Source organism: Rummeliibacillus sp. NPDC094406 (genome assembly GCF_044763875.1).
Lineage (GTDB): Bacteria > Bacillota > Bacilli > Bacillales_A > Planococcaceae > Rummeliibacillus.
In genome coordinates, this window is sequence record NZ_JBIWGZ010000003.1 from 336,782 (window position 1) to 359,323 (window position 22,542).

General features: G+C 37.3%; 21 protein-coding genes. 2 read left to right on the plus strand and 19 right to left on the minus strand.

All coding sequences use genetic code 11. The features are described from left to right. Positions 1-288: 288 nt before the first annotated feature. From ACIQ4I_RS10035 to ACIQ4I_RS10055, 5 genes are all read right to left on the minus strand, one after another. Positions 289-801, minus strand: coding sequence for an adenine phosphoribosyltransferase (locus ACIQ4I_RS10035; protein WP_403095843.1), 513 nt, complete (start codon positions 799-801; stop codon positions 289-291). Between the two features lie 2 nt (positions 802-803). Then, entirely contained in the window at positions 804-3,149 is a 2,346-nt protein-coding gene (gene recJ, locus ACIQ4I_RS10040; RefSeq protein ID WP_403095845.1) for a single-stranded-DNA-specific exonuclease RecJ, read from the minus strand. Between the two features lie 179 nt (positions 3,150-3,328). Continuing rightward, positions 3,329-5,254, minus strand: coding sequence for a S8 family peptidase (locus ACIQ4I_RS10045; RefSeq protein WP_403095847.1), 1,926 nt, complete (start codon positions 5,252-5,254; stop codon positions 3,329-3,331). Positions 5,255-5,556: 302 nt separating this feature from the next. Beyond that, complete coding sequence (gene secDF / locus ACIQ4I_RS10050) at positions 5,557-7,827, minus strand: protein translocase subunit SecDF (RefSeq protein WP_403095849.1); 2,271 nt, start codon at positions 7,825-7,827, stop codon at positions 5,557-5,559. A 292-nt stretch (positions 7,828-8,119) separates the two neighbouring features. Further along, entirely contained in the window at positions 8,120-8,443 is a 324-nt protein-coding gene (locus ACIQ4I_RS10055) for a post-transcriptional regulator (protein WP_403095850.1), read from the minus strand. An 84-nt stretch (positions 8,444-8,527) separates the two neighbouring features. Here ACIQ4I_RS10055 and ACIQ4I_RS10060 point away from each other — a divergent pair, with 84 nt between their 5' ends. Continuing rightward, positions 8,528-10,045, plus strand: coding sequence for a putative polysaccharide biosynthesis protein (locus tag ACIQ4I_RS10060; protein ID WP_403095851.1), 1,518 nt, complete (start codon positions 8,528-8,530; stop codon positions 10,043-10,045). Here ACIQ4I_RS10060 and ACIQ4I_RS10065 read toward each other — a convergent pair. From ACIQ4I_RS10065 to ACIQ4I_RS10105, 9 genes are all read right to left on the minus strand, one after another. After that, entirely contained in the window at positions 10,040-10,672 is a 633-nt protein-coding gene (locus ACIQ4I_RS10065) for a DUF421 domain-containing protein (protein ID WP_403095852.1), read from the minus strand. The two genes, ACIQ4I_RS10060 and ACIQ4I_RS10065, sit on opposite strands and share 6 nt — an antisense overlap. A 53-nt stretch (positions 10,673-10,725) precedes the next feature. Beyond that, on the minus strand, positions 10,726-10,959 hold the full coding sequence (locus ACIQ4I_RS10070) for a hypothetical protein (RefSeq protein ID WP_403095853.1): 234 nt from the start codon (positions 10,957-10,959) through the stop codon (positions 10,726-10,728). Between the two features lie 286 nt (positions 10,960-11,245). Next, the gene (gene yajC / locus ACIQ4I_RS10075; protein WP_403095854.1) at positions 11,246-11,524 is read right to left on the minus strand and encodes a preprotein translocase subunit YajC; all 279 of its coding nucleotides are present in this window, start codon (positions 11,522-11,524) and stop codon (positions 11,246-11,248) included. Between the two features lie 45 nt (positions 11,525-11,569). After that, entirely contained in the window at positions 11,570-12,712 is a 1,143-nt protein-coding gene (gene tgt, locus ACIQ4I_RS10080; RefSeq protein WP_397539445.1) for a tRNA guanosine(34) transglycosylase Tgt, read from the minus strand. A 3-nt stretch (positions 12,713-12,715) separates the two neighbouring features. After that, positions 12,716-13,765 (minus strand): tRNA preQ1(34) S-adenosylmethionine ribosyltransferase-isomerase QueA, encoded by a 1,050-nt coding sequence (queA, locus tag ACIQ4I_RS10085; protein ID WP_403095855.1) that lies wholly within the window; start codon positions 13,763-13,765, stop codon positions 12,716-12,718. A gap of 76 nt (positions 13,766-13,841) precedes the next feature. Continuing rightward, the gene (gene ruvB / locus ACIQ4I_RS10090; RefSeq protein WP_397539447.1) at positions 13,842-14,846 is read right to left on the minus strand and encodes a Holliday junction branch migration DNA helicase RuvB; all 1,005 of its coding nucleotides are present in this window, start codon (positions 14,844-14,846) and stop codon (positions 13,842-13,844) included. A gap of 19 nt (positions 14,847-14,865) precedes the next feature. Beyond that, positions 14,866-15,486 (minus strand): Holliday junction branch migration protein RuvA, encoded by a 621-nt coding sequence (gene ruvA, locus ACIQ4I_RS10095; RefSeq protein ID WP_403095856.1) that lies wholly within the window; start codon positions 15,484-15,486, stop codon positions 14,866-14,868. Between the two features lie 132 nt (positions 15,487-15,618). Next, positions 15,619-16,488, minus strand: a complete 870-nt coding sequence (locus ACIQ4I_RS10100) for a phosphotransferase (protein WP_403095857.1) — start codon at positions 16,486-16,488, stop codon at positions 15,619-15,621. Then, on the minus strand, positions 16,489-18,129 hold the full coding sequence (locus ACIQ4I_RS10105; protein ID WP_403095858.1) for a LysM peptidoglycan-binding domain-containing protein: 1,641 nt from the start codon (positions 18,127-18,129) through the stop codon (positions 16,489-16,491). Between the two features lie 135 nt (positions 18,130-18,264). Here ACIQ4I_RS10105 and ACIQ4I_RS10110 point away from each other — a divergent pair, with 135 nt between their 5' ends. After that, positions 18,265-18,798: a transcription repressor NadR gene (locus ACIQ4I_RS10110; RefSeq protein ID WP_403095859.1), complete on the plus strand. Its 534-nt coding sequence runs from the start codon at positions 18,265-18,267 to the stop codon at positions 18,796-18,798. Positions 18,799-18,824: 26 nt separating this feature from the next. Here the strand turns inward: ACIQ4I_RS10110 and pheA are convergent, their stop codons facing one another. From pheA to rpmA, 5 genes are all read right to left on the minus strand, one after another. After that, positions 18,825-19,724, minus strand: a complete 900-nt coding sequence (gene pheA / locus ACIQ4I_RS10115) for a prephenate dehydratase (protein WP_403095860.1) — start codon at positions 19,722-19,724, stop codon at positions 18,825-18,827. A 15-nt stretch (positions 19,725-19,739) separates the two neighbouring features. After that, positions 19,740-20,195 carry an ACT domain-containing protein gene (locus tag ACIQ4I_RS10120; RefSeq protein ID WP_397539453.1) on the minus strand — a complete coding sequence of 152 codons (456 nt, stop codon included), beginning with the start codon at positions 20,193-20,195 and terminating at the stop codon, positions 19,740-19,742. 18 nt (positions 20,196-20,213) lie between these two features. After that, positions 20,214-21,503: a GTPase ObgE gene (gene obgE / locus ACIQ4I_RS10125; protein ID WP_403095861.1), complete on the minus strand. Its 1,290-nt coding sequence runs from the start codon at positions 21,501-21,503 to the stop codon at positions 20,214-20,216. Beyond that, positions 21,503-22,045, minus strand: coding sequence for a Spo0B domain-containing protein (locus tag ACIQ4I_RS10130; RefSeq protein WP_403095862.1), 543 nt, complete (start codon positions 22,043-22,045; stop codon positions 21,503-21,505). The genes obgE and ACIQ4I_RS10130 overlap by 1 nt, the downstream gene beginning before the upstream one ends. Positions 22,046-22,236: 191 nt before the next feature. Beyond that, complete coding sequence (gene rpmA, locus ACIQ4I_RS10135) at positions 22,237-22,533, minus strand: 50S ribosomal protein L27 (protein WP_397539456.1); 297 nt, start codon at positions 22,531-22,533, stop codon at positions 22,237-22,239. Positions 22,534-22,542: the final 9 nt, after the last annotated feature.

Here is a 22,542-nt window from a genome sequence, read left to right on the forward strand (position 1 = left end):
CCACCCTATTTCATAATTTTTCCGATTAGGTATAACTTTAATTGTATAAAAAAAATAGCCTATTTGTAAAGGCTATTTCATCGAAAAAATCGACAATTCGACAAATTACGTCTAACTTCGCGTGCCAGTGCCTCGATGTACAATAACCTCTACCATATGAGGGAAAAAGCACCTCTTCGTTTACATTAATTTTCTTGTCGGGGCTAAACGGACACGGTCCGATTTTAAATGAAGGAAGCCCTCAAGCTGATGCTATGAGGGCTTCCTTCATTAGTCCAATAATAATGACTAGTATTGCATTAAAGTGAAGACATCATAGCCTTCTATTTTATCACGGCCATGTAATTCTTCAAGCTCGATTAAGAAGGCACAGCCTACTACTTCTCCACCCAGTTGTTCAATTAAACGAATTGCAGCATCAACAGTTCCACCAGTAGCTAGTAAGTCATCTACGATTAAAACTTTTTGTCCTGGTTTCACTGCATCTTTGTGCATTGTTAATGTATCTTTACCATATTCAAGACCGTAGTCAGCAGAAACTACTTCACGTGGTAACTTACCTGGTTTACGTACTGGAGCAAAACCAATTTCAAGCGCATAAGCTACTGGGCATCCTGTGATGAAACCACGAGCTTCTGGTCCTACGATTAATTCAGCACCAACTTTTTTAGCGTATTCAACGATTTGGTCTGTTGCATATTTATAGGCTTTACCGTTATCCATAATTGTTGTGATATCTTTAAAAGAAATGCCTTCTTTAGGCCAATCTTCAACGATTGTCACATATTGTTTTAAATCCATTATTATTGTTCCTCCTCAGAAACTGCTTGACCATTTAAACGGAGGTCAAACCAATCTCTTAAATCCTTATATGGCGCATACAATAGGGTTTGTTCTAAATCCATTTGTTGCGAGCGTTCTTGATAGATTTTAGCGCTTGTTAAATCTTTTTTAGGCGGATCATCTACAATTTTCGCGAGTCCATTTTCTATTGTAACAAATCCAAGTTCAAAAAACACCTGTGTCATGAAAATAAGCATATCACGGCTCCAGCCTTTATGTTTTGCTAAATCAGTTAAATGCTGGCGTAATTGGAAAGTCTGTCTTTTTCTCAAAAATGAATAATACCACACAAACTGCTCTCGTGTAGGCATTCCATCGAAATAGTGAGAATCTGGTATATAAAAATGTGCATAAATTCGAGTTGGTTTTACGCATATTAATAGCGATTCTAGTATTTGAACATTTTGTGGCAAATCTAATAATACAACATATGGACGACAATTTGCATTTGAAATATTTTCCGAAAACTCGAGAATTTCTTTCGGAATTAGAGATTCATAGTAGCTAATTGTTGCTTCTCTAAAGGCTAAAAAAGTAACTTCCTCAAGAGGAATGGTTTGTAACCAACGTGCTACTTGACGAATACCTCTTAAATCAAATAGTTGCCATTCATTCGTTTTGACATCTTGTAGCATGAGTTGTGGCTTTTTACGACCATTCCATTCATTAATTTGAAGATCTCCAGCAAAAGACACCTTGATACCATATGTTAATTCATCTACTAAATAGCCTTTATGAAAGCCTACTGCATCTAATTCTTGATTATTTGAACCTATTTGTAGCTTAATATGATCCTCATTTGCACCAATTTTGCGCATTGATTGAACAGATGCGTCTTCAATAGCATACATAGGCTTTGCAAAACTTGTACCAAACGGGGCTAATGTACGAACGTCTTCGATTGCTTCGATATCAATTTCATCCATAGTAAGTGGAATATCAACTTCTAAAACAGGAATTAAATCTTCTTCTGTTAAACACTCTCTGGCTTGTATATCCAAGCGATATCGCAATTCATCGACATCTTCCATCGCAAGTGTCATCCCCGCAGCCATAGGATGTCCTCCAAATGCTGGCAAAATCTCTCTGTTTTTAGAAAGTTCCTTGTACATGTGAAAACCTTCAATACTACGAGCAGATCCTTTTGCAGTACCCTTTTCTACATCTATTGAAAGGATAATTGTTGGGCGGTAGTATTTTTCTACAAGTCTCGATGCTACAATTCCAACTACACCTGGATTCCACCCCTCTTCTGCAATGACTAATACTTGTGAATTTCCAATTTCCTCATCATTTTCAACCATTGCGATGGCTTGTTCAGTTATGTCTGTAACGATGGCTTGGCGTTCTTTATTCTGTTCGTTTAAGTAATTCGCCATTGATATTGCTTCGTTTGTATCTTGAGCCATTAAGAAGTCAACGCCTGGTGCTGCATCACCAAGTCTGCCTAGAGCATTTAGTCTTGGCGCAAAGCCAAAGCCAATTGTTTCTTCATTTATTTCTTGTTGGTTTGTTCCAGATACTTTACATAATGCTTTAACGGCAGGTCTTGTGGATAGTTGTAATGCTTCAATTCCTGCTTTTACAAGATAACGATTTTCGTCTAGTAGTGGTACTAAATCAGCAATAGTGCCTATTGCAACGATTTCTACTAGATGTTTAGGAAATTCACCATATAATGCATGTGCTACTTTAAAGGCAACTCCAACACCCGCTAATTCGCCAAATGGATAATGCCCTTCTGGGTGTCTTGGATGGATAATAACATCTGCAGGAGGTAATATTTCACCTGGTTCATGGTGATCTGTTATGATAACGTCCATTCCTAAATCTTTTGCAACCTGAACTTCATGATTACCAGCAATACCGTTATCGACTGTAATAATGAGTTTGAAGCCTTCTTCATATGCCTGTCTAAAAAGTCGTTCACTTGGACCATATCCATCTGTAAAACGATTAGGAATCATATGAGATATATCTGCACCAAGGTCTTGTAAAACTGTTTTCATGACTGTAGTGCTAGTAATACCATCGGCGTCGTAATCACCATATACTAGTATTTTTTCTTTATCTTGAATTGTTTTATTTATTAGTTCAACAGCTTCCTTCATGCCATGCAGTTCAAAGGGATCATGGATGGCATTTTCGTCAATCGTTAAAAAATCACGAGCTGCTTCAACTGTATTGAAACCGCGTGCTACTAAAATCTTAGCTGTAATTGATGAAATTTTAAGTCCATCCTGTAGTTCTTTAACAAGCTGTTCATCCGGGCGATTAATACGCCATCTTTTTTCAGTCGCTGTCATTATTTCACTTCCTCATGAGTTTCATTATACAAAATATATGCGTTACTTTGAAAGTAGAATACAATAGATTGGCACTATTCATATTTGCTTAAAACAACTCCTTTATCTTTACCAGCTGGATTCGATCCAACAAATTTAAAGACCACAGTTGATGTCAAACTAAACTGTGGCCTTCTCTTCTATTTCACTGTAAATTCAATTGCTATCGGTTTTGAAGCAGCTTTTCCTTTAGAAGTTTTTAAACCTTTATTATCTATGAAAATTACATAGTTACCCTTTGCTAAGTTTTTGCTCGTTGAAATGTTGATGGATTTACCTTTTGAATCCTTCTTCAAAGTAAATCCTGATACTTTTTTACCTGCTCTTAATACATAGACATTGCTAGTAGTTAGAGTTGAAGGCTTGATCGCCGTATCGAATGTTATAGTTGTTGATTTTTTTGTCTTTATGCTTTTTAAGTTTGTTGCCTTTACATAACTCGATGTTGATGATGCTGAAATAGCTACGAGATGTATTTTTTTGTTATATTTCGTGATCGTGGCTTTTTGTGATGCTGTTAACCCGGCAGATATCGAGTATAATGGTGCAAATTGTGTTTTAAATGTTAGTGATTTTCCCTTATCCAAAAGATTCATCCAACTTGCAATGGCAGAAGAATTATTTTCTAGATATTGTTCTTCTTCAGTAGATTGAACTGTTTTAAAGGTAATTCCCTTTCCTTGCGTCGTAACATTCTCTGCACTTACCGCTTCAACCAGTACTTTATAAGAAGTACCCTCTTTTAAATTTGATAGGGAATATTTTAAATCAGTTGTCGTGCCTATTAATTGATCATTTACATAAATATAATATTTTTCAGTTGGTATAACTGCATTTTCACTTGGTGTGTAAGATATTATTGCAGATGTTTTTGTAATATCATTTACTGCAAGTGTTTTGACGTCATCTGGCGTTCTTTGAACATAATTAACCAAGCCATATCCATAGTAGGGATCTTTTCCTTTATTGCCTAAGTCAATCGTATAATTTCTTAATATCTTTCGTAACTGTTCATTTGAGTAGTCCGGATATTGTTGTTTTAACAATGCTAGAAATCCTGTAACGTGTGGAGTTGAAAATGAAGTTCCGGAATCTTGAACAATGTTACTATGTAATCCCAATGAATAGATATTACTGCCTGGCGCAGTGAACTCTACTTTTGAACCAGTATTTGAAAAATAGGAAATCTTATTATTTTGATCTACAGAAGATACTGCAATCACTTGATCATATTTCGCAGGATATCTTACATTTTTTCCCATACCATCATTACCCGCTGCAGCGACTAATATAATTCCGGCATTGTATGCTTTTTCAACTGCATTTCTTAGGATTGGATCATCGCCAGAGGTACCTAGAGACATATTGACAATATCTATATGATGCTTAATTGACCATTCAAGAGCTTTTAAAAGTGACTCCATTGTGGCACCATCTTCTTGAAAGACCTTAAGACTGTATAGTGATACACCTGGTGCAATTCCAGCAATATTATCATAATTATTATTTGACGTAATATCTGCAGCTATTATCCCAGATACAAAAGTACCGTGTCCATCCGTATCATAAGGAGTACTTTCGTCAACCCGTGTTCGTGGATCATCATCTACAAAAGAATATCGATTGACATTTGGCAGTGCATTATTTAAAGCTACACCAGTATCAACCACTGCAACTTTTACATTCTCACCTGTGAGGCCTGTAGACCACGCATTTTGTATATTGATAGAATTCAAACTCCAATTCGGAGTAAGAGTAGTAAACTGAGGGCTAGCTGTATCTAAGGATTCTACTATACCTGGATTCTTTTCAACTACTTTTATATCAGGTAAATTTTTTAAAGCAGTTAAGCTTTCACGGGTGAAAGTTCCTTCAATCGTTTTAAGATTTTCATATGTATGTTCGATATCAACAGCTTGCTCCATGATCTGTTCTTTACCATCATTATTTTTATATACAATCATCACATTATCGTATTGATTGTTAGTGGCATGAGCAAAAAAAGGAAAAGTTATTGATGTGATAAAAGTAGTACTAAGTATAATTATCCATTTTTTATAGTTCATCATCTATTTCTCCAATTTCTATATATTTTATCACTTTCATTTCCCACCAGTTAAATACCTATGCTTTCTAATTAACTAGTACTTATAACCTTTAAATCCATCTCCTAAACGTTACTTTATTCGCTATTATTTTATCATGCTTTTTTGATAGGTTTGAAACTTTTTTAAATTTCTTTTATGAAATTTTTTAGAGTTTTTGATTTCCGCCATTTGTATGGAAGAATTTATATTCAAAAAAAATCCACTCTAATGGAATAAACCGTTAGAATGGATTTTCATTTTTTTGCTATGAACCGAATAGATTAAACTACAGGCTCATCTGAACCCCATTGTTTTTTCTTCTTACCTACATCTACATGGCCTTTTTTCTTCATTTCACGTACTTTTAATACGTACCAGATTTGGGCTGCGATGTAGATTGAAGAATACATACCTGTTATTAAACCAATTAATAATGCAATGGAGAATGTTGAAATTGAGCTTGCACCAAAGATTAATAAAGCAACAACTACTATAATAACTGTCATTACAGTATTCACGGAACGTCCTAATGTTTGACGAAGTGATTTATTTACAATATGTGCTAAATCATCAGCGTCTTTAATTTTCTCAACGCGATGTAAGTTTTCACGGATACGGTCAAATGTAACTATTGTATCATTGATTGAATATCCGACGATTGTTAATACAGCTGCGATAAATGTGATATCTACTTCTATACGGAAGAGACTGAAAATCGCCACCATGAAGAATACGTCATGTATTAATGATACGATTGCACCAACACCCATGCGCCATTCAAATCGGAAGGCAACATAGATAATAATACCAATTGAAGCGTATATTAACGCTTTAATCGCATTTCTTGCAAGTTCTTTACCAATAGTTGGTGAAACTGTGCTAATTGATGGTGTTTGACCAAATTCTTTATTAAACTCTGTTTTTATCTTCTTGATTTCATCTTTTGAAAAGTCTTCTTTATATCGGATGACTGCTCGATCGTTTTTATTTCCAGAAATAACAATATCATCAGAAGAGAAACCAATTTTATCAACATAGGTTTTTACATCTTCTTTTGTTAATGCATGATTTGATGCTACTTCTACACGAGAACCCTCTGTGAAGTCTATTCCAAGATTCAATTTGAAGATTCCCAGTACAATCATACCAGCAATAATTAGGACAGCTGATAGTGTAAAGAATTTTTTACGATTGTGTACAAAATCGAAGCGATCGAAGTGAGTTGATAAATCAAGTGTATCCACTCCTTCTTCAATTTTATGAACACGAGATTTATTCACACCGAATAATCCAAATTTCCCATCCAAGTAGCCACTATTAACTAGTAACCCTAGCAGTACACGAGTACCCCAAACAGCAGTAAAGAAGCTAACTAAGATAGAAATGATTAATGTTGTTGCAAAACCTTTTACAGAACTTTCACCAAATACAAAAAGTACACCAGCTGCAAGTAATGTTGTAATATTGGCATCGAAAATCGCAGTAAATGAAGATTTTGAACCCGACTTAAATGCGGCTTTAACAGATTTACCTACACGCAATTCTTCTTTAATACGCTCATACATAAGGATGTTGGCATCTACTGCCATCCCTATCCCAAGTACTAATGCGGCAATTCCTGGTAGGGTCATTACAGCATGAATCCAGTCAAAGATTACTAACGTAATAAATGTAAAGATTGTTAATGTAATATCTGCCACTAAACCTGGTAAACGATAAACTAACAACATGAAAATGAAAATTAACGCTACACCAATGATACTAGCAAATACTGTACTATTTAATGCTTGGTCACCGAATTGTGCACCAACAGAAGTTGAGTACATTTCAGTTAATTTTGCTGGAAGTGCACCAGCATTTAATATCCCTGCTAAATCTTTTGTTTCTTGAACTGTAAAGTTACCTGTGATTTGGACGTCTTTAGAATTAATGGTTTGAGTAACTTGTGGGTTAGATACAAATTTAGGTTTTGTTTCCAAAACTTCTTTTTTGTAAGAGTCTTTTCCTTCGTTAAAGTCTAACCAAATAACTAATAGATTATTTGGCGCTCCCATTGCAGCAACTTTACTTGTTACATTTGCAAATTTATTTGGGTCCTTTAGTTTAAGTGTAACCATTGGACGACCTTGTTGGTCAAAAGCTGCTTTTGCTCCACCTTGTTGTAAATCATTACCGTCTAATAACACTTTGTCATTGACATCACGGAATGTAAGGTTTGCTTGGTTTGATAGGACATCACGTGCTGATTCTTGGTCTTGAACTCCTGCTAATTGAACACGGATACGGTTACCATTTTCAATTTGAATACTTGGTTCGCTTACCCCAAGAACATTTACACGTCTACTAATGGCATCAGCCGTTGCTTTGACATCACTTTCGGTTATTTTCTGTCCTTCTTTTAAAGGTTCAACTTGATAAAGAACTTCGAAGCCACCTTGTAGATCCAGGCCTAAGTTAATGTTACTTAGTACGCCTTTTGCGGTCGTTCCCATGAGTGCGCCGATTACAAGGACAATCATTAGAAACGCGACGATTCGGCTTTTTAATTTCATTAAAACTTCCTCCTCAAACAAATGCCACTGTATTACTAAATGACAGTAGACGATTTTGATGTTCGCTGTGCTAGTTAGTTATCTTGTCACTACTTTGTATCGAAGTGTTGTCCTAGCCAGAAAACTATCTCTCAATCACGAGCATTAATCGCCTTTATGAAGCAGTAGAATTCTTTCATACCATTGTTTCATATTCTATTGATTCGATCTCGTCACTATAATTGCATAACACGTTTTATTATGAAACAGGTTTGCCTAGCTGTCAAATCAATCCCATGTACTTTTTTACTAATTAGGAAAGAATTTTAGGTGAATTTTGATTTCCTATTAAAATTTGTAACTCTTCATCGTTAATAGGAGCAAACCAATTTGCACTTTTTAGTTCTTCTACTTGTGTGAAAGTCATATACTGAGCAGCAGTTAATGAAAAAATATCGGCGATCACTTTATGTAAAGCTAATTCGGCCTCACTTAACTTTTTCCATTTTTTCACGACTAAAAAGCGCCAAATATCCTGTTCGGTAATACTTTTTAAACCTTCCATTTTAAAATCTGCTTTTTTTATTTTTAGGACAGGTAAAACTTTTGTAAATAATTGTTCATATTGTATTACCATCTTCACTCACGTCCTTTTCCATTTTTTTGAACGTACAAGATTTAGTATTTTACAGAAATTGTATTTACAGAAAGAAGGGACCTTATGACTTCATTTTTCCATGGCACCTTTTTGTTAATGGGGGCTGTTCTACTCTCTAAATTATTAGGTTTTTTATATCGAATGCAATTTATGCGTGTTGCAGGTGAAGAGGCTGTAGGCGTCTATATGACAGCTTACCCTGCATTTATCTTCTTTTTATCACTTGTTCAACTAGGTATACCAATTGCCATAGCGAAAATCGTCGCTGAATTAGAGGCAAAAGGTAAACGAGTTGAAATTAGTAAAGTAATGCGCACTTCTAGACTATTAAGCTATCTATCTATCCTACTTTTCTTTCCACTAATATTACTATTCATTCCTTATTTAGCTGAAAATCTTCTACATGATAATCAAGTTAGAATGTTGCTATATGTTTCACTATTTACTGTACCCTTATCTATGGCTTCCGCTTTATTAAAAGGATTATTCCAAGGTCTTGCACGTATTGAAGAAACAGCTTGGTCACAAACAATTGAACAAGTTATACGGATTGCCATGATTACTTGGTTATTACCTTATGGTGTTGTACAAGACTCCCCTGCTACTACCGCTACATATGCAATGGTAATCACAGGTCTTGCCGAAATAGCAGCCCTAGCCTATTTATACTGGAAATATTTACACGCAAAACGTAAAGGAATTGTTCTGTCATCAAAAGGTTATTCTTCTCCAAAGCCAATTTTAAATATTGCCTTACCTTCTACTGGTAGTCGCTTATTCGGATCTTTTACATGGTTTTTAGAACCCATTGTTTTTTTAAAAGCGTTAACATTAGCCGGTTTAACTGCTGCAGCTGCAACAAAACAATACGGAATCATATCAGGTGTTCATATTCCATTACTACTTTTCCCCTCATTTATCCCGTATGCATTAGCTGTAGTACTAATTCCCGCTGTTAGTGACGCTGTTGCGAGAGGTAAGCAATCTCTTTTAAGAGAAAGAGTCCATATTGCTCTAAGGTTATCTACAATCGTTGGTTGTTTCAGTGCCGTTTTCTTTTTTTTATACGGAGACGAATTTGCCACAAAACTCTTCCATCTGTCAGAAGATCGAGGGTACATGAAATTATTAGCTCCTATTTTCTTCTTTTACTATATACAGAGCCCCTTAAATTCGATCCTTCAGGCACTGGATGAAGCTAAGGCAGCAATGATGAACTCTGTATATGGTGGGATTGGTAAACTTCTGGTCATGCTCGCTCTCGCTTCGCAGCCTTTCATTGCTGAAACAGGTGCCGTTATTGCCATTGGCTTTGGGGTTTTGATAACTTCTTTCTTGCATATTGCTACGATTAGGAAAAAGAAATATGTTGAAACTGGCTTTAAATTATTCATCATTCCATACTGGGTTTGCATTCTAGTCGTTGTCGTACGTCAGTATATCTTACCTACTTCGCAATTTAATATATGGATTAATGGATCCATAACTCTTGCTTTGCTATTTGTGATTCTTATGATTGCTGATCAAATTCGAATAACTGATTTCCGTTATTTGACTAAGACATTAAGAAAGCGATTATGATTTCATTTGGACATGAACTTTCCCCTCTTCAAAACAACAATAGAAAATTCGGTCAGTTTCTTTATAACCAATTTTATCCAGCTCTCTTAGTAACCATTGTTCGTCTTTGTCAATTAATTGAAGGTGTCTTCTCTGAATTTCGCCATCAACCACTAATGGTAATATCGGGGGCAGGCTATCTTTCATGAAGATAGAAAGATTTCCTGATGGTTCTAAAAAAGCGTATGCCACTTTTTGAATTGACCCAATTTGTTTCTCTCTTAGTTGTTGAAACAAATCGTCTAAATTATAACGCTGTTTTCTCATTTCATCTTCAAGAAGCACGCCATCACGTATAATCGTTGTTGGATCACCATCAATTTTATCACGAATAGATTTACTTTTTAAGGAAATAAAAGAAATTGTTACTTGTATAATTAATAATATGATCATAGGTAAAATGGACTCAAATAAGTTTCGTTCTGGATCATCAACTGCAAACGATGCAACATCTGCAATCAATACAAATACGACAAGGTCCATTACACTTAATTCTCCAACCTCACGTTTTCCCATAAGCTTAAAGATAATTAAAATGACAAAGTATAGGAAGATCATACGAAAAGCGATAACTAATAAATCGTTCACATTACGACTCCTTTTTTATTTCTAGCCTTTGTCGTTGCTATACAAATTATGCATTACAAGAAAGTGTAAATTACCAAAGCAGCTATACCACACACAAGTAGAATAAAAATAATGTAGCCTAAGGAACGAATCCATTTGGGCTTTGCATGTACTTTTAAGCGATTACTTCCCGTTCGATTTTGTGCCATTCGTTGTTTAGCTGTTAAACGTGAATGGATGGTATCATCGTCATATCCTAACTGCTCTATTTTCTTTTTTGTATTCAGTTTTTTTTTAGACATCGTCATCGTTTTCCTTTCAACAAGATGAACATTGTATTATTTCTACAAAAGCGCAAAAAAGCCTTTATTTCTATTCGAAATAAAGGCTTTAATTTGTTTAGATAGTATTTTCCATAGCAAAAATTTCATTCTAAATTTACTCGTTTTATTAACAATTGGCTTTAGAACAATATTATTGATATTTCATCAGTTTCGCTACAGGAGGACACTTTCCTGTGGGATTCGCCGCCTTTCGCTCAAGTATGATGCATTAAAATCAACAATATCATATAACAATACCTAATAATTAATATTATTTTGCTGCTTCTGTTACTTCTACTACTTTACCTATAGCAGCACGTTCAAAACGTAATTTAGAACCGTCTTCAGCTTTGATTAGCACTGATGCGTCATCGATTGCTTCGATTACACCGTGTAAACCACCAATAGTAACGATTTTATTGCCTCGTGCTAAATTACTTTGCATGTTTTGAGTGTTTTTACGTTGTTTTTGCGCTGGACGAATTAACATAAAATACATCAAAGCGAAAATAACAATCATTGGTAGAATTGCTTGTAATTGTTGTGGCATATCTAGATCTCCCCCTTTCTATCTCTAGCACTCATTATACAAGAATCAGAAATTTTTTGCATTTGGTTTGTTGAATCCATATTGTTCAAAGAATTCTTCACGGAAATCACCAAGACGATCTTCGCGAATTGCTTGGCGTACTTTACGCATTAAATCTTGTAAGAAATACAGATTATGATATGAAGTTAATCGAATGCCAAATGTTTCATCCGCTTTGATTAAGTGGCGAATATAAGCACGTGAATAGTTTTTACATGTATAGCAATCACAGTTTGGATCGAGTGGTCCGAAATCGCGAGCAAATTTTGCATTCTTCACTACTAATCGTCCTTGGCTTGTCATACATGTACCATTACGCGCAATACGAGTTGGTAGTACGCAGTCAAACATATCAATACCACGGATTGCACCATCAATTAATGAGTCCGGTGAACCAACTCCCATTAAGTAACGTGGTTTGTTAGATGGTAGTAATGGTGTTGTATATTCGAGCATTCTATTCATAATATCTTTTGGCTCACCTACAGATAAACCACCAATTGCATAGCCAGGGAAGTCTAAAGATACTAAATCTTGTGCAGATTGTTTACGAAGAGCTTCGAATTCCCCACCTTGTACAATCCCGAATAACCCTTGATCTTGTGGACGAGCATGTGCTTCTAAACAACGTTCAGCCCAGCGTGAAGTACGTTCTACAGAATTTTTCATATAGTCATACGTAGCTGGAAATGGCGGACATTCATCAAATGCCATCATAATGTCTGATCCAAGTGCGTTTTGAATTTCCATTGCCTTTTCCGGGCTTAAGAAAAGCTTGTCCCCATTTAAATGGTTACGGAAGTGAACGCCTTCTTCTTCAATTCGGCGAATATCACTTAAACTAAAAACTTGGAAACCACCAGAATCAGTTAAAATAGCACGATCCCAGTTCATAAATTTGTGTAATCCGCCTGCTTCACGAATAAGTTCGTGACCTGGACGAAGCCATAAATGATAGGTATTACTTAAAATAATACCGGCACCCATTTCTTTTACCTCTTCTGGGGCCATCGTTTTAACTGATGCTTGTGTGCCAACTGGCATAAAAGCCGGTGTTTCGAAAGAGCCGTGCGGTGTATGCACGATTCCTAGTCTTGCGCCTGTTTGCTTATCTGTCTTGATAAGCTCATATCGAATTGCTTGAGACATATATTAGTTTCCTTTCTTTGCTTTTGGTCGGATGAACATTGCATCGCCGAAACTGAAGAAACGATATTTGTTTTCTACAGCAACTTTATATGCATTCAAAACATTTTCACGACCTGCAAGTGCACTGATCATCATAACTAGTGTTGATTTTGGTAAATGGAAGTTTGTTACCATACCTTCAACTGCTTGGTATTCAAAACCTGGATAGATAAAGATAGTAGTCCAACCAGATTCTGCAACAATTTCACCGTTATTGCGATGTGCAATTGTTTCAAGAGTACGTGTAGAAGTTGTACCTACCGCAATTACACGACCACCATTTGCTTTCGTATCATTTATAATCTGTGCAGTTTCTTTCGATAAATTATAGAATTCAGCATGCATATCATGTTTTTCGATATTTTCTACACTTACTGGGCGGAATGTTCCGATGCCTACGTGTAAAGTTAAGAATGCTACTTTTACGCCTTTTGCACGGATTTGATCTAATAATTCCTCTGTGAAGTGAAGACCAGCTGTTGGTGCTGCAGCTGAACCAAGTTCTTTTGAATACACTGTTTGGTAGCGTTCTTGGTCTTCTAGTTTTTCATGAATATACGGTGGTAATGGCATTGTACCCAGTTTTTCTAGAATCTCAATGAAGATTCCTTCGTAATTAAATTTGAACATCCGGCCACCATGTTCTAATTCACCAGTACAAGTTGCTTTTAGTAGTCCGTCACCGAATGTAATTTCAGTGCCGACTTTCACGCGTTTTGCTGGTTTTACAAGTGTTTCCCATTCATCATCACTTGTTTGTTTTAATAATAATACTTCAACATGAGCGCCAGTTTCTTCTTTAACACCAATTAAACGCGCTGGTAATACACGTGTGTTGTTAAGAATTAAACAGTCACCTTCTTGTATTTCACCTAAAATGTCACGGAAATGATGATGTGACAATTCACCAGTTTCGCGATCTAATACCATAAGTCGACTAGATGCACGATCTTCAAGCGGTACTTGTGCAATTAATTCTTCTGGTAAATAGTAATCAAAGTCTTCTAATTTCATTGTAAACTTCCTTTTTATTATTTGGCTATGTTAATGGATAGCTCCATTTCAATCCAAATGTAACTTAGCCTATTATTTATGATTCTGATGGATATGCATAACCAAAATGTTCATACGCAAGTGCTGTTACAATACGACCTCTTGGAGTTCTTTGGATAAAGCCTATTTGCATTAAGTATGGCTCATAAACATCTTCAATCGTCATTGATTCTTCTCCAATACTAGCAGCAATCGTATCTAATCCTACAGGACCTCCACGGAACCGTTCAATCATATTCTCAATCAATTTATGATCGATATGATCTAAACCCAGTGGATCAACTTGAAGTAGTTGTAACGCATCTTGGGCTAATTTTAGCGTGATATCGCCATCTCCAATTACTTGTGCATAATCACGCACCCGTTTTAACAGACGATTGGCGATTCGAGGTGTTCCACGAGAGCGTCTAGCTACTTCACCTGCAGCAATTTTATCAGTACTGACATCAAATAATTCTGCACTTCTACAAACAATTTCAGTCAATGAATATTCATCATAGTAGTCTAAACGTAATAATACACCAAATCGGTCTCTTAGTGGAGCAGATAGCGCTCCAGCTCTTGTTGTTGCACCAACTAATGTAAAAGGAGGTAAATCCAGTCTGACTGAACGAGCTTGTGGCCCTTTCCCTACTACAATATCTAAACAGAAATCTTCCATTGCAGGATATAGAACTTCTTCAATAGCTCTAGGTAATCGATGTATTTCATCGATAAATAAGACGTCTCCAGGCTCTAGTGAACTAACAATCGCAGCTAAATCACCTGGGCGCTCGATTGCAGGACCACTTGTCATACGTATATTGACGCCCATTTCATTAGCGATAACAGCTGCAAGCGTCGTTTTCCCAAGACCTGGGGGACCATAAAGTAAAACATGATCAAGGCTTTCCTCGCGCATTTTAGCTGCTTCGATGAAGATTTTTAAATTATCTTTAACCTTTTGTTGCCCTATATATTGTATAAGGGTTTGAGGTCTTAATGATAGCTCAAACTGATCATCGTCCTTTGTTGCCTCGCCTGATACGACACGATCATCCACAGCTACTACCTCCTTTCTACTATTGTTGTTTTAATAAAAGCTTTAACGCTTGCTTCATATAATCCTCAGTCGTTATTAAACGGTCGTTTTCATCCAATTGAGGACGGATCTTTGTCAATTCACGTTCAGAATAGCCAAGTGCTGCAAGTGCCAAAAGGGCTTCTTCAAGTTCATGCTTGTTCGGATTTACACCAAATAGTGGTAATTCATCTTCTGCACTTGGTAATTCAATATTTTCAAGTAAGCTGTCCAATTTTCCTTTTAAATCTAGAATCATTTGGCGCGCTGTTTTTTTGCCGACACCAGGGAATTTCACTAAGAATTTTTCATCCTCTTGCTCAATTGCAGAGATTACTTGACTTGGATCACCGCTCGCTAAAATGGCTAGTGCTCCCTTTGGTCCAATCCCTGATACTTGAATTAGCTTACGAAATAATTCTCGTTGTTCTAATGTTTTAAAGGCAAATAATAGATTTGCATCTTCACGCACATGTAAATGTGTAAAGACTTTTACTTGTTCCTTACTTACTTGAAAAGCAAATGGATTTGGAGTATATAATTGCCACCCAATCCCTTGTTGCTCTAACACAATATATTCTGGTGTTACACGCGTAACAGTTCCCATTATGTAGTCGTACATGACCATTGCTCCTTTTGTTCAACGCTATCGATTATAGCATAATTTTAAATAAGTGATGATATGCGAACCTGCTATTACAGTGAAAAAAGATAGGCCATAATCGAGGCCTATCTCAAAAGGCAAACATGTATTCTATTTCCACCTACCACAATCATACCATAATTTTGACCAAGAAGAGAGTGCCACTTCCGTAAAGCGTATTAATTCCTCCACAAACGCTTGCTGTTTTTCATTAGTAACCGTTTTTACATACATCCATTCACGCAATATTTCATTTGGAAAACGCAGTGTTTGTAAATAAGTAAGTGGTATTCGTTTTAGTAAAGGTTGCTCATTCAGCAATGTACTCAAGTTATAATTCACATGTGGCAATACACGATGCATCCACATAATAAACTCTTCCTCTGGGTGTCCATAAGCAGCAAGATCAAAGTCAATCAAAATATTCTTCCCTTTAGAGTCTTTCAAAAAATTATGATGCACTACATCTCCATGAAGTAATGTCTTTGTACTCTGTAAAGGTTCTATTTGATTAAAGCCTTTTAATGCTTCCTGCGCATATAAAATGAGCTGATTACAGTTGTCTGCACCAAGATATACAGATACTTGTGCATAATGCATGATGAATTTTTGCAATCTTTCTTGCCATTTTAGACGCAAATCATACGGTGGTAAAAGATATTCATCTTTTGACCAGTCTACTTTTTTTCCAGTTTGATGTAGCTGATGTAAAAGTTCTAGGGAGTTTGTACGGTCAATTCTTGATTGATAACTAAACGACCTAGCATTTTTTATCCATGGTTGTATAAGTATATTTTGATCTTCTAACGTAACTTTTGATAACGTATGTGGGAATTGCATGTCAGCAAGTTTTTCATGTATTGCTTTAACCTTTTTGGCAACCAATGGATTATCATATTTTTTCACTACAAATTCTTCTTTTTTTAACTGACAATGCCAGACATTCGATTTAATCTTCCTTTTTAAATCGAAATTGATCACCTAACAAGACTCACATCCTGCTTGCGGGAAGTTTGGCATAGGGTATGGTTGTGGTTGTGGCCAATGGTGAGCTGGTGGGAATTGTGAGCAACAACAATGTTCTTGCCCCATCATTTGGTGATGCATCATTGGATGAAACGGCATTTGTGGTCCATAATTCCATTGTGGTTCATTAAACTGTGGATGCTGCATTGCTGGCATATGATACCAAGGTTCTACATTTTGGTGAGGTCCTTGTTGTTCGTATAAAGATGATGATTCACATTCTCTTGTAGATTCTGGCATTTGCCAATGTGGCGGTGTCATTGATTCCATCATCGGTCCCGTCATCGGTCCCATCATCGGTCCCATCATCGGTCCCGTCATTGGTCCCATCATCGGTCCCATCATCGGTCCCGTCATTGGTCCCATCATCGGTCCCGTCATTGGTCCCGTCATTGGTCCCGTCATTGGTCCCGTCATTGGCCCTGTCATTGGTCCCGTCCACGACTCTTGCATTGGCCCACCCATTTGTCCCATCCATGGCTCTTGCATTGGCCCACCCATTTGTCCCATCCACGACTCTTGCATCGGCGCCATTTGTCCTGACCACGGTGATACCATATGATGGCCTCCGCATCCGCAATGATGTTGTGGTGCCATTTGTCCTGACCACGGTGATACCATATGATGATGCCCCCCGCATCCGCAATGGTGTTGCGGTGTCATGTGATGGCCTCCGCATCCACAATGGTGTTTTGGTTTCATATGATGGCTCCCACATCCGCAATGGTGTTTTGGTTCCATATGATGGCACCCGCATTCGCAATGGTGTTTTGGTGAAACAACCTGTGGACATGGCATTGGCATTGGCATCGGTATTGGCATCGGTATCGGCACTGGCTGTGGACATGGTGCGCAAGCAGGTTGTTGATATTCTTTTTGCGGTTGAATAATGAATTCCTCCTCATGTTGTTCGATCATTTCAATTCTCGCTCTGACGGGGCGGGCTTCTTCAAATGGATGTACATGTGGTATTGGCGTTGGTTCCACAATTGGGATAGGGACAGGGATAGGTACCGGCGGTGCTACTGGTGGCTGCACCGGCTGTGCAATTGGATATTCCTTCGGTATTATCCTCGGCTGTTCTTTTGGATGTGCAATTGGATGCTCCTTCGGTATTACCCTCGGTTGCTCTTTGGGATGTGCGATTGGGTGCTCTTTTGGGTGATGTTCTCTTGGATGCTCTTTTAGGTGATGTTCTTTTGGATGCGTCATTGAATGCTCCTTTTGATGATGTTCTTTTGGATGCGTCATTGAATGCTCCTTTGAATGATGTTCTTTTGAATGCGTGTTTGAATGCTCCTTTGGTGCCATCCTCGGTTGTTCTTGTGGTTGCACATGGTGTACTGGTTGTTCCTTAGGATGTACTTGATGAACTGGTGGTTGCTGTGCTTTTGGATGCGCTGGTTGATGCTCTATTGGTGTTTTCTTAGGCTGTTCTTTTTTTGGCGCATCAGGCAAAAATAATTCCATCCCTGGAACGATGTAATCAGGATTTGCTAAATGGACGTTTAATCTTTTCATATCCTCGAAAGAAATACCGTATTGTCTTGCAATTTTCCAGAGTGTTTCGCCCTTTTTGACAGTATGAACGCGCACGCTTTTCCTCCTTCCGTCTCTATACAATATGAAAAGCATCGTTATTTGGACACTCGAATCTTATTTGTTTACGCCTTTCATGTTACACTATGTATGTAGAAGTACTATTTATGCTTGGATTTTGGGGTGTTATTTATGAAAAAATTACTTGGTGAAGAACGTAGAGCGTTTTTATTAGATTTATTAAAAACAGAAGGTAAGGCCATTACAGGTACTGAATTTGCACAAAGAACGAATGTTTCTAGACAAGTAATCGTCAATGATATCGCCTTACTAAAAGCGCGAAATGAACCGATTGTTGCAACGAGTCAAGGTTATATATTTTTTAATCAAAAAGCTAGCGTACAAATTTTCGAACGACAAATCGCTGCTTACCATACATCAGATCAAACAGAAGAGGAATTAAATACATTGGTGGATGCAGGAATTACGGTAAAAGACGTCACCGTCGAACACCCTGTTTATGGCGAAATAACAGCCAATATTATGGTAAAAAATCGATATGACGTTCAACAATTTATGAAAAAGTTGCAAGAAACAAACGCAAGTCCATTGATGGCTTTAACAGATGGTGCACATCTGCATACCATTTCAGCTCCAACTGAAGCTCAACTCGATTTAGCCGAAAAATTATTAATAGAAAAAGGGTATCTCCTTAAAAAAGATTAATTTTTACGCAAAAAAAAGTGTCCAACTCATTTGGACACTTTTTTTATTTCTTCCTTGGAATGTTGCTTGTATGTAAAATAGCTTCCCAATGATTTCACAGAGCAACCTAATGCAGCAAGTTCCTCCATTGCACCTTTCATCATTGGCGTATTTTCATCCTCTAACAAATCCAATATAAAGAAATAATCACCTAAACCTGTTTTTAAAGGCCGAGATTCAATTTTACTTAAATTAATTTGACGCCAAGCGAAAACAGATAATATTTGATGTAATGCACCTGAGCGATCATTTGGCAATTTTACCATCAGCGTTGTTTTGATTTGTTCTTCACGTTCTACAAGATCAATACGTTGGTTGCTTCTAGAAAGAACAAAGAAACGCGTATGGTTAAAATGGAAATCGTGAATTTGGGGTTGGACAATTTCTAAGTCATAGGTTTTAGCTGCTGCCGTGTTACCGATTGCCGCAATACACTCATCAGGATGCTCGAAAACAAACTGTGCAGCTGCAGCAGTAGATGTTGTTTGATGTAATGGAATACCTCTAAAACGGTAATACAAGTATTTATGACATTGTGCTAAAGCATGCGGATGCGAATAGACTCCTTGGATGTTCTCCCAATTCTCTACTTGCTTTTTATGTACCATCAAATGTTGCTCAATTGGTGATAGTACTTCTCCTATGACATATAAATCGACCTCATGAAATAAATAGTCAATAGTTAGTGGAACAGTGCCCTCTAAAGCGTTTTCTAATGGAACAATGGCTAAATCTACTTGACCTTCAGCCACAGCTTCAATACATTCTGGAATTGTTTTATACGGAATGATCCATTCGTCCCGAAATAATTCTTGTGCTGCTACATGTGTAAATGTACCTTCTGGGCCTAAAAAAGCCACTCGATTTTCCAATTCTTTGGATGCCAATTTGATAAAGCCCCCTTATAATGCGCCTGAACTAATTACCTCTGCTGATTCTACGAAGTCTAATTTTTTGAGACTTTGAATTAACTCGTCCAACTCCACATCCATAGCTGTAACATCTAATGAAAGCGTAACATTAGCACGGCCTTGAATCGGAATCGTTTGATGGATTGTCAAGACATTACAATGTGTATCTGTAACTGTGGATAGAAGTCGAGCTAGTGTTCCTTTGCGGTCCTCCAGCTGTAGAAAAACTGTTAAAATACGTTCTTGTACAATAGAGTGAAAGGGGAAAACAGCATCTCGATACTTATAAAACGCACTTCTTGATAAATCGACCTGTTTAACAGCATCCCAAATTGAAGTGACAGCACCTGTTTGCAACAAGTGCTTCGCTTCTAATGTTTTTTGCATGGCATCTGTTAAGACATCTTCGCGTACTAAATAATAGCGTTGATCTGCTACATTTTTCATCTTTTTCCCCCCTGAATACTACTCTACAAAATCAAACTCAAATTCTAATAAACGAACGGTATCACCATTTTCGGCGCCTCGTTCTCGTAATGCTTCATCGACACCCATGCCACGTAATTGACGTGCGAAACGTCGAACTGATTCTTCACGGCTAAAGTCCGTCATTTTGAATAGACGTTCGATTGTATATCCTGTTAATACATAGGCACCATCATCGGCACGACTAATAACAAAATCTTCGCCTTTTGCTTCATGTTTATATAGAACAGTTGCATCTGTTTCTTCATCTTCAATTTCATGAAGTGGGAATTCTGGTGTTTCTTCCAATAAGTCTGCAGCTGCAAATAGCATTTCTTTTAAACCTTGACGTGAAATTGCTGAGATTGGGAAGATTTGAGCATCTTCACCGATTTGGTCTCTAAATACGTTTAAGTTCTCTTCAGCATCAGGCATGTCCATTTTATTGGCTACAATTATTTGTGGACGTTCTGTAAGTCGCATATTATATTGTTCTAATTCTTTATTGATTGTTAAATAATCTTCGTATGGATCGCGACCTTCCATACCAGACATATCAATCACATGAACAATTACGCGTGTACGTTCGATATGACGTAGGAATTGATGTCCTAGGCCAACACCTTCAGATGCGCCTTCAATAAGCCCTGGAAGGTCAGCCATAGCAAAGCTTCGGCCATCATCAATACGAACCATCCCTAAATTGGGTACGATTGTTGTAAAGTGATAGGCACCAATCTTAGGCTTTGCAGATGTAACAACAGATAGTAATGTGGATTTCCCTACACTCGGGAATCCGACTAGACCTACATCTGCTAATACTTTTAATTCTAATATAACATTAAGTTCTTGTCCTGGCTCCCCTTTTTCTGAAAGTTCTGGCGCAGGATTTGCAGGTGTAGCAAAACGCGAATTACCACGACCTCCACGACCGCCTTTTGCGATGACCGCTTTTTGACCATGTTCTACTAAATCTGCAATGACACGGTCAGTTCCTTCTTCGGTCACAACCGTACCAGGTGGCACAGAAACATAAAAAGGTTCTGCTTTTTTACCATGTTGGTTTTTACTCATACCATGTTCACCGCGATCAGCTTTGAAATGGCGTTTATAACGGAAATCCATCAGTGTACGTAAGCCTTCGTCTACTACGAATACTACATCGCCACCATGGCCACCGTCACCACCCGCTGGACCACCATTTGGTACAAATTTTTCACGACGGAAGGCTACCATACCATTGCCGCCATCTCCACCTTTAACATAAACTTTTACGTGGTCGACAAACATTAAAAACCCTCCTTCTTACTTACAATGGCGTAGTGCCATTCTTGTTCTGAATATTGATCCTCATCAATCGTTAAAAATGGATGTTCCATTGATTGATTGAAAATTTCTTTTTGGTTCCACTGACCTTTTGCTTGAAACGAAATCTCAAATTGCTTTTCTGTTGAATAGATTTGCAATGAAAGTTGCTGCTCAACAAACGGATCTAATGATGGATAGATGTGCGAAACAGATTGATCTAAATATTCATAAATCACTTCATCTACTCCCTCATCTACTTCATGTTCAATCATACTCTGAATCGTAACATTGAAGTTTGGGCAACGCCACCCTAATGTATGGATCCATTCAATTGTTTTAGGTAAACCTAATTTATTGATATTGAAAAAGGTTTTACATTGATCAGCAATTTCTTCAATAGATGCTTTTGCTGCTTCAGTTCTACCTAGATCAAGATTGATTTTAATTAGTTGAAGTTGATTTAAAAAATCATGGTTTGCAAAACGTAGCACTTCATTTACGGTGAGTGTTTTATCGTTCATCATGGTTCACTCTCCTTCGATGAGATGTTCATCTTACAGTATACCAACTTTCAAAAAATTTTTCTTCTATTAGAAAAAATTCGGCTTCCGCAAAATGTAGCGAAAGCCGATTTTGAACTAAGCTTACTAAATGATTTTAGGAATTCTTTAGAAAGAAAAAGGACTGCAATGAATGCAGTCCTTTTGACTTTTCATTATGCTTCTTGAGCAACAGGGTACACGCTGACTTTACGTTTATCGCGGCCGTAGCGTTCGAATTTAACAACGCCATCAACTTTTGCGAATAAAGTATCGTCACCACCGCGACCTACGTTTTCTCCTGGGTAAATTTTAGTACCGCGTTGACGGTATAAAATTGAGCCACCAGTTACGAATTGACCATCAGCACGTTTAGCACCTAAACGTTTTGCTTGAGAATCACGACCGTTCTTAGTAGAACCTACACCTTTTTTAGAAGAGAAGAATTGTAAATCTAAAGATACTAGTAACATATGTTCCAC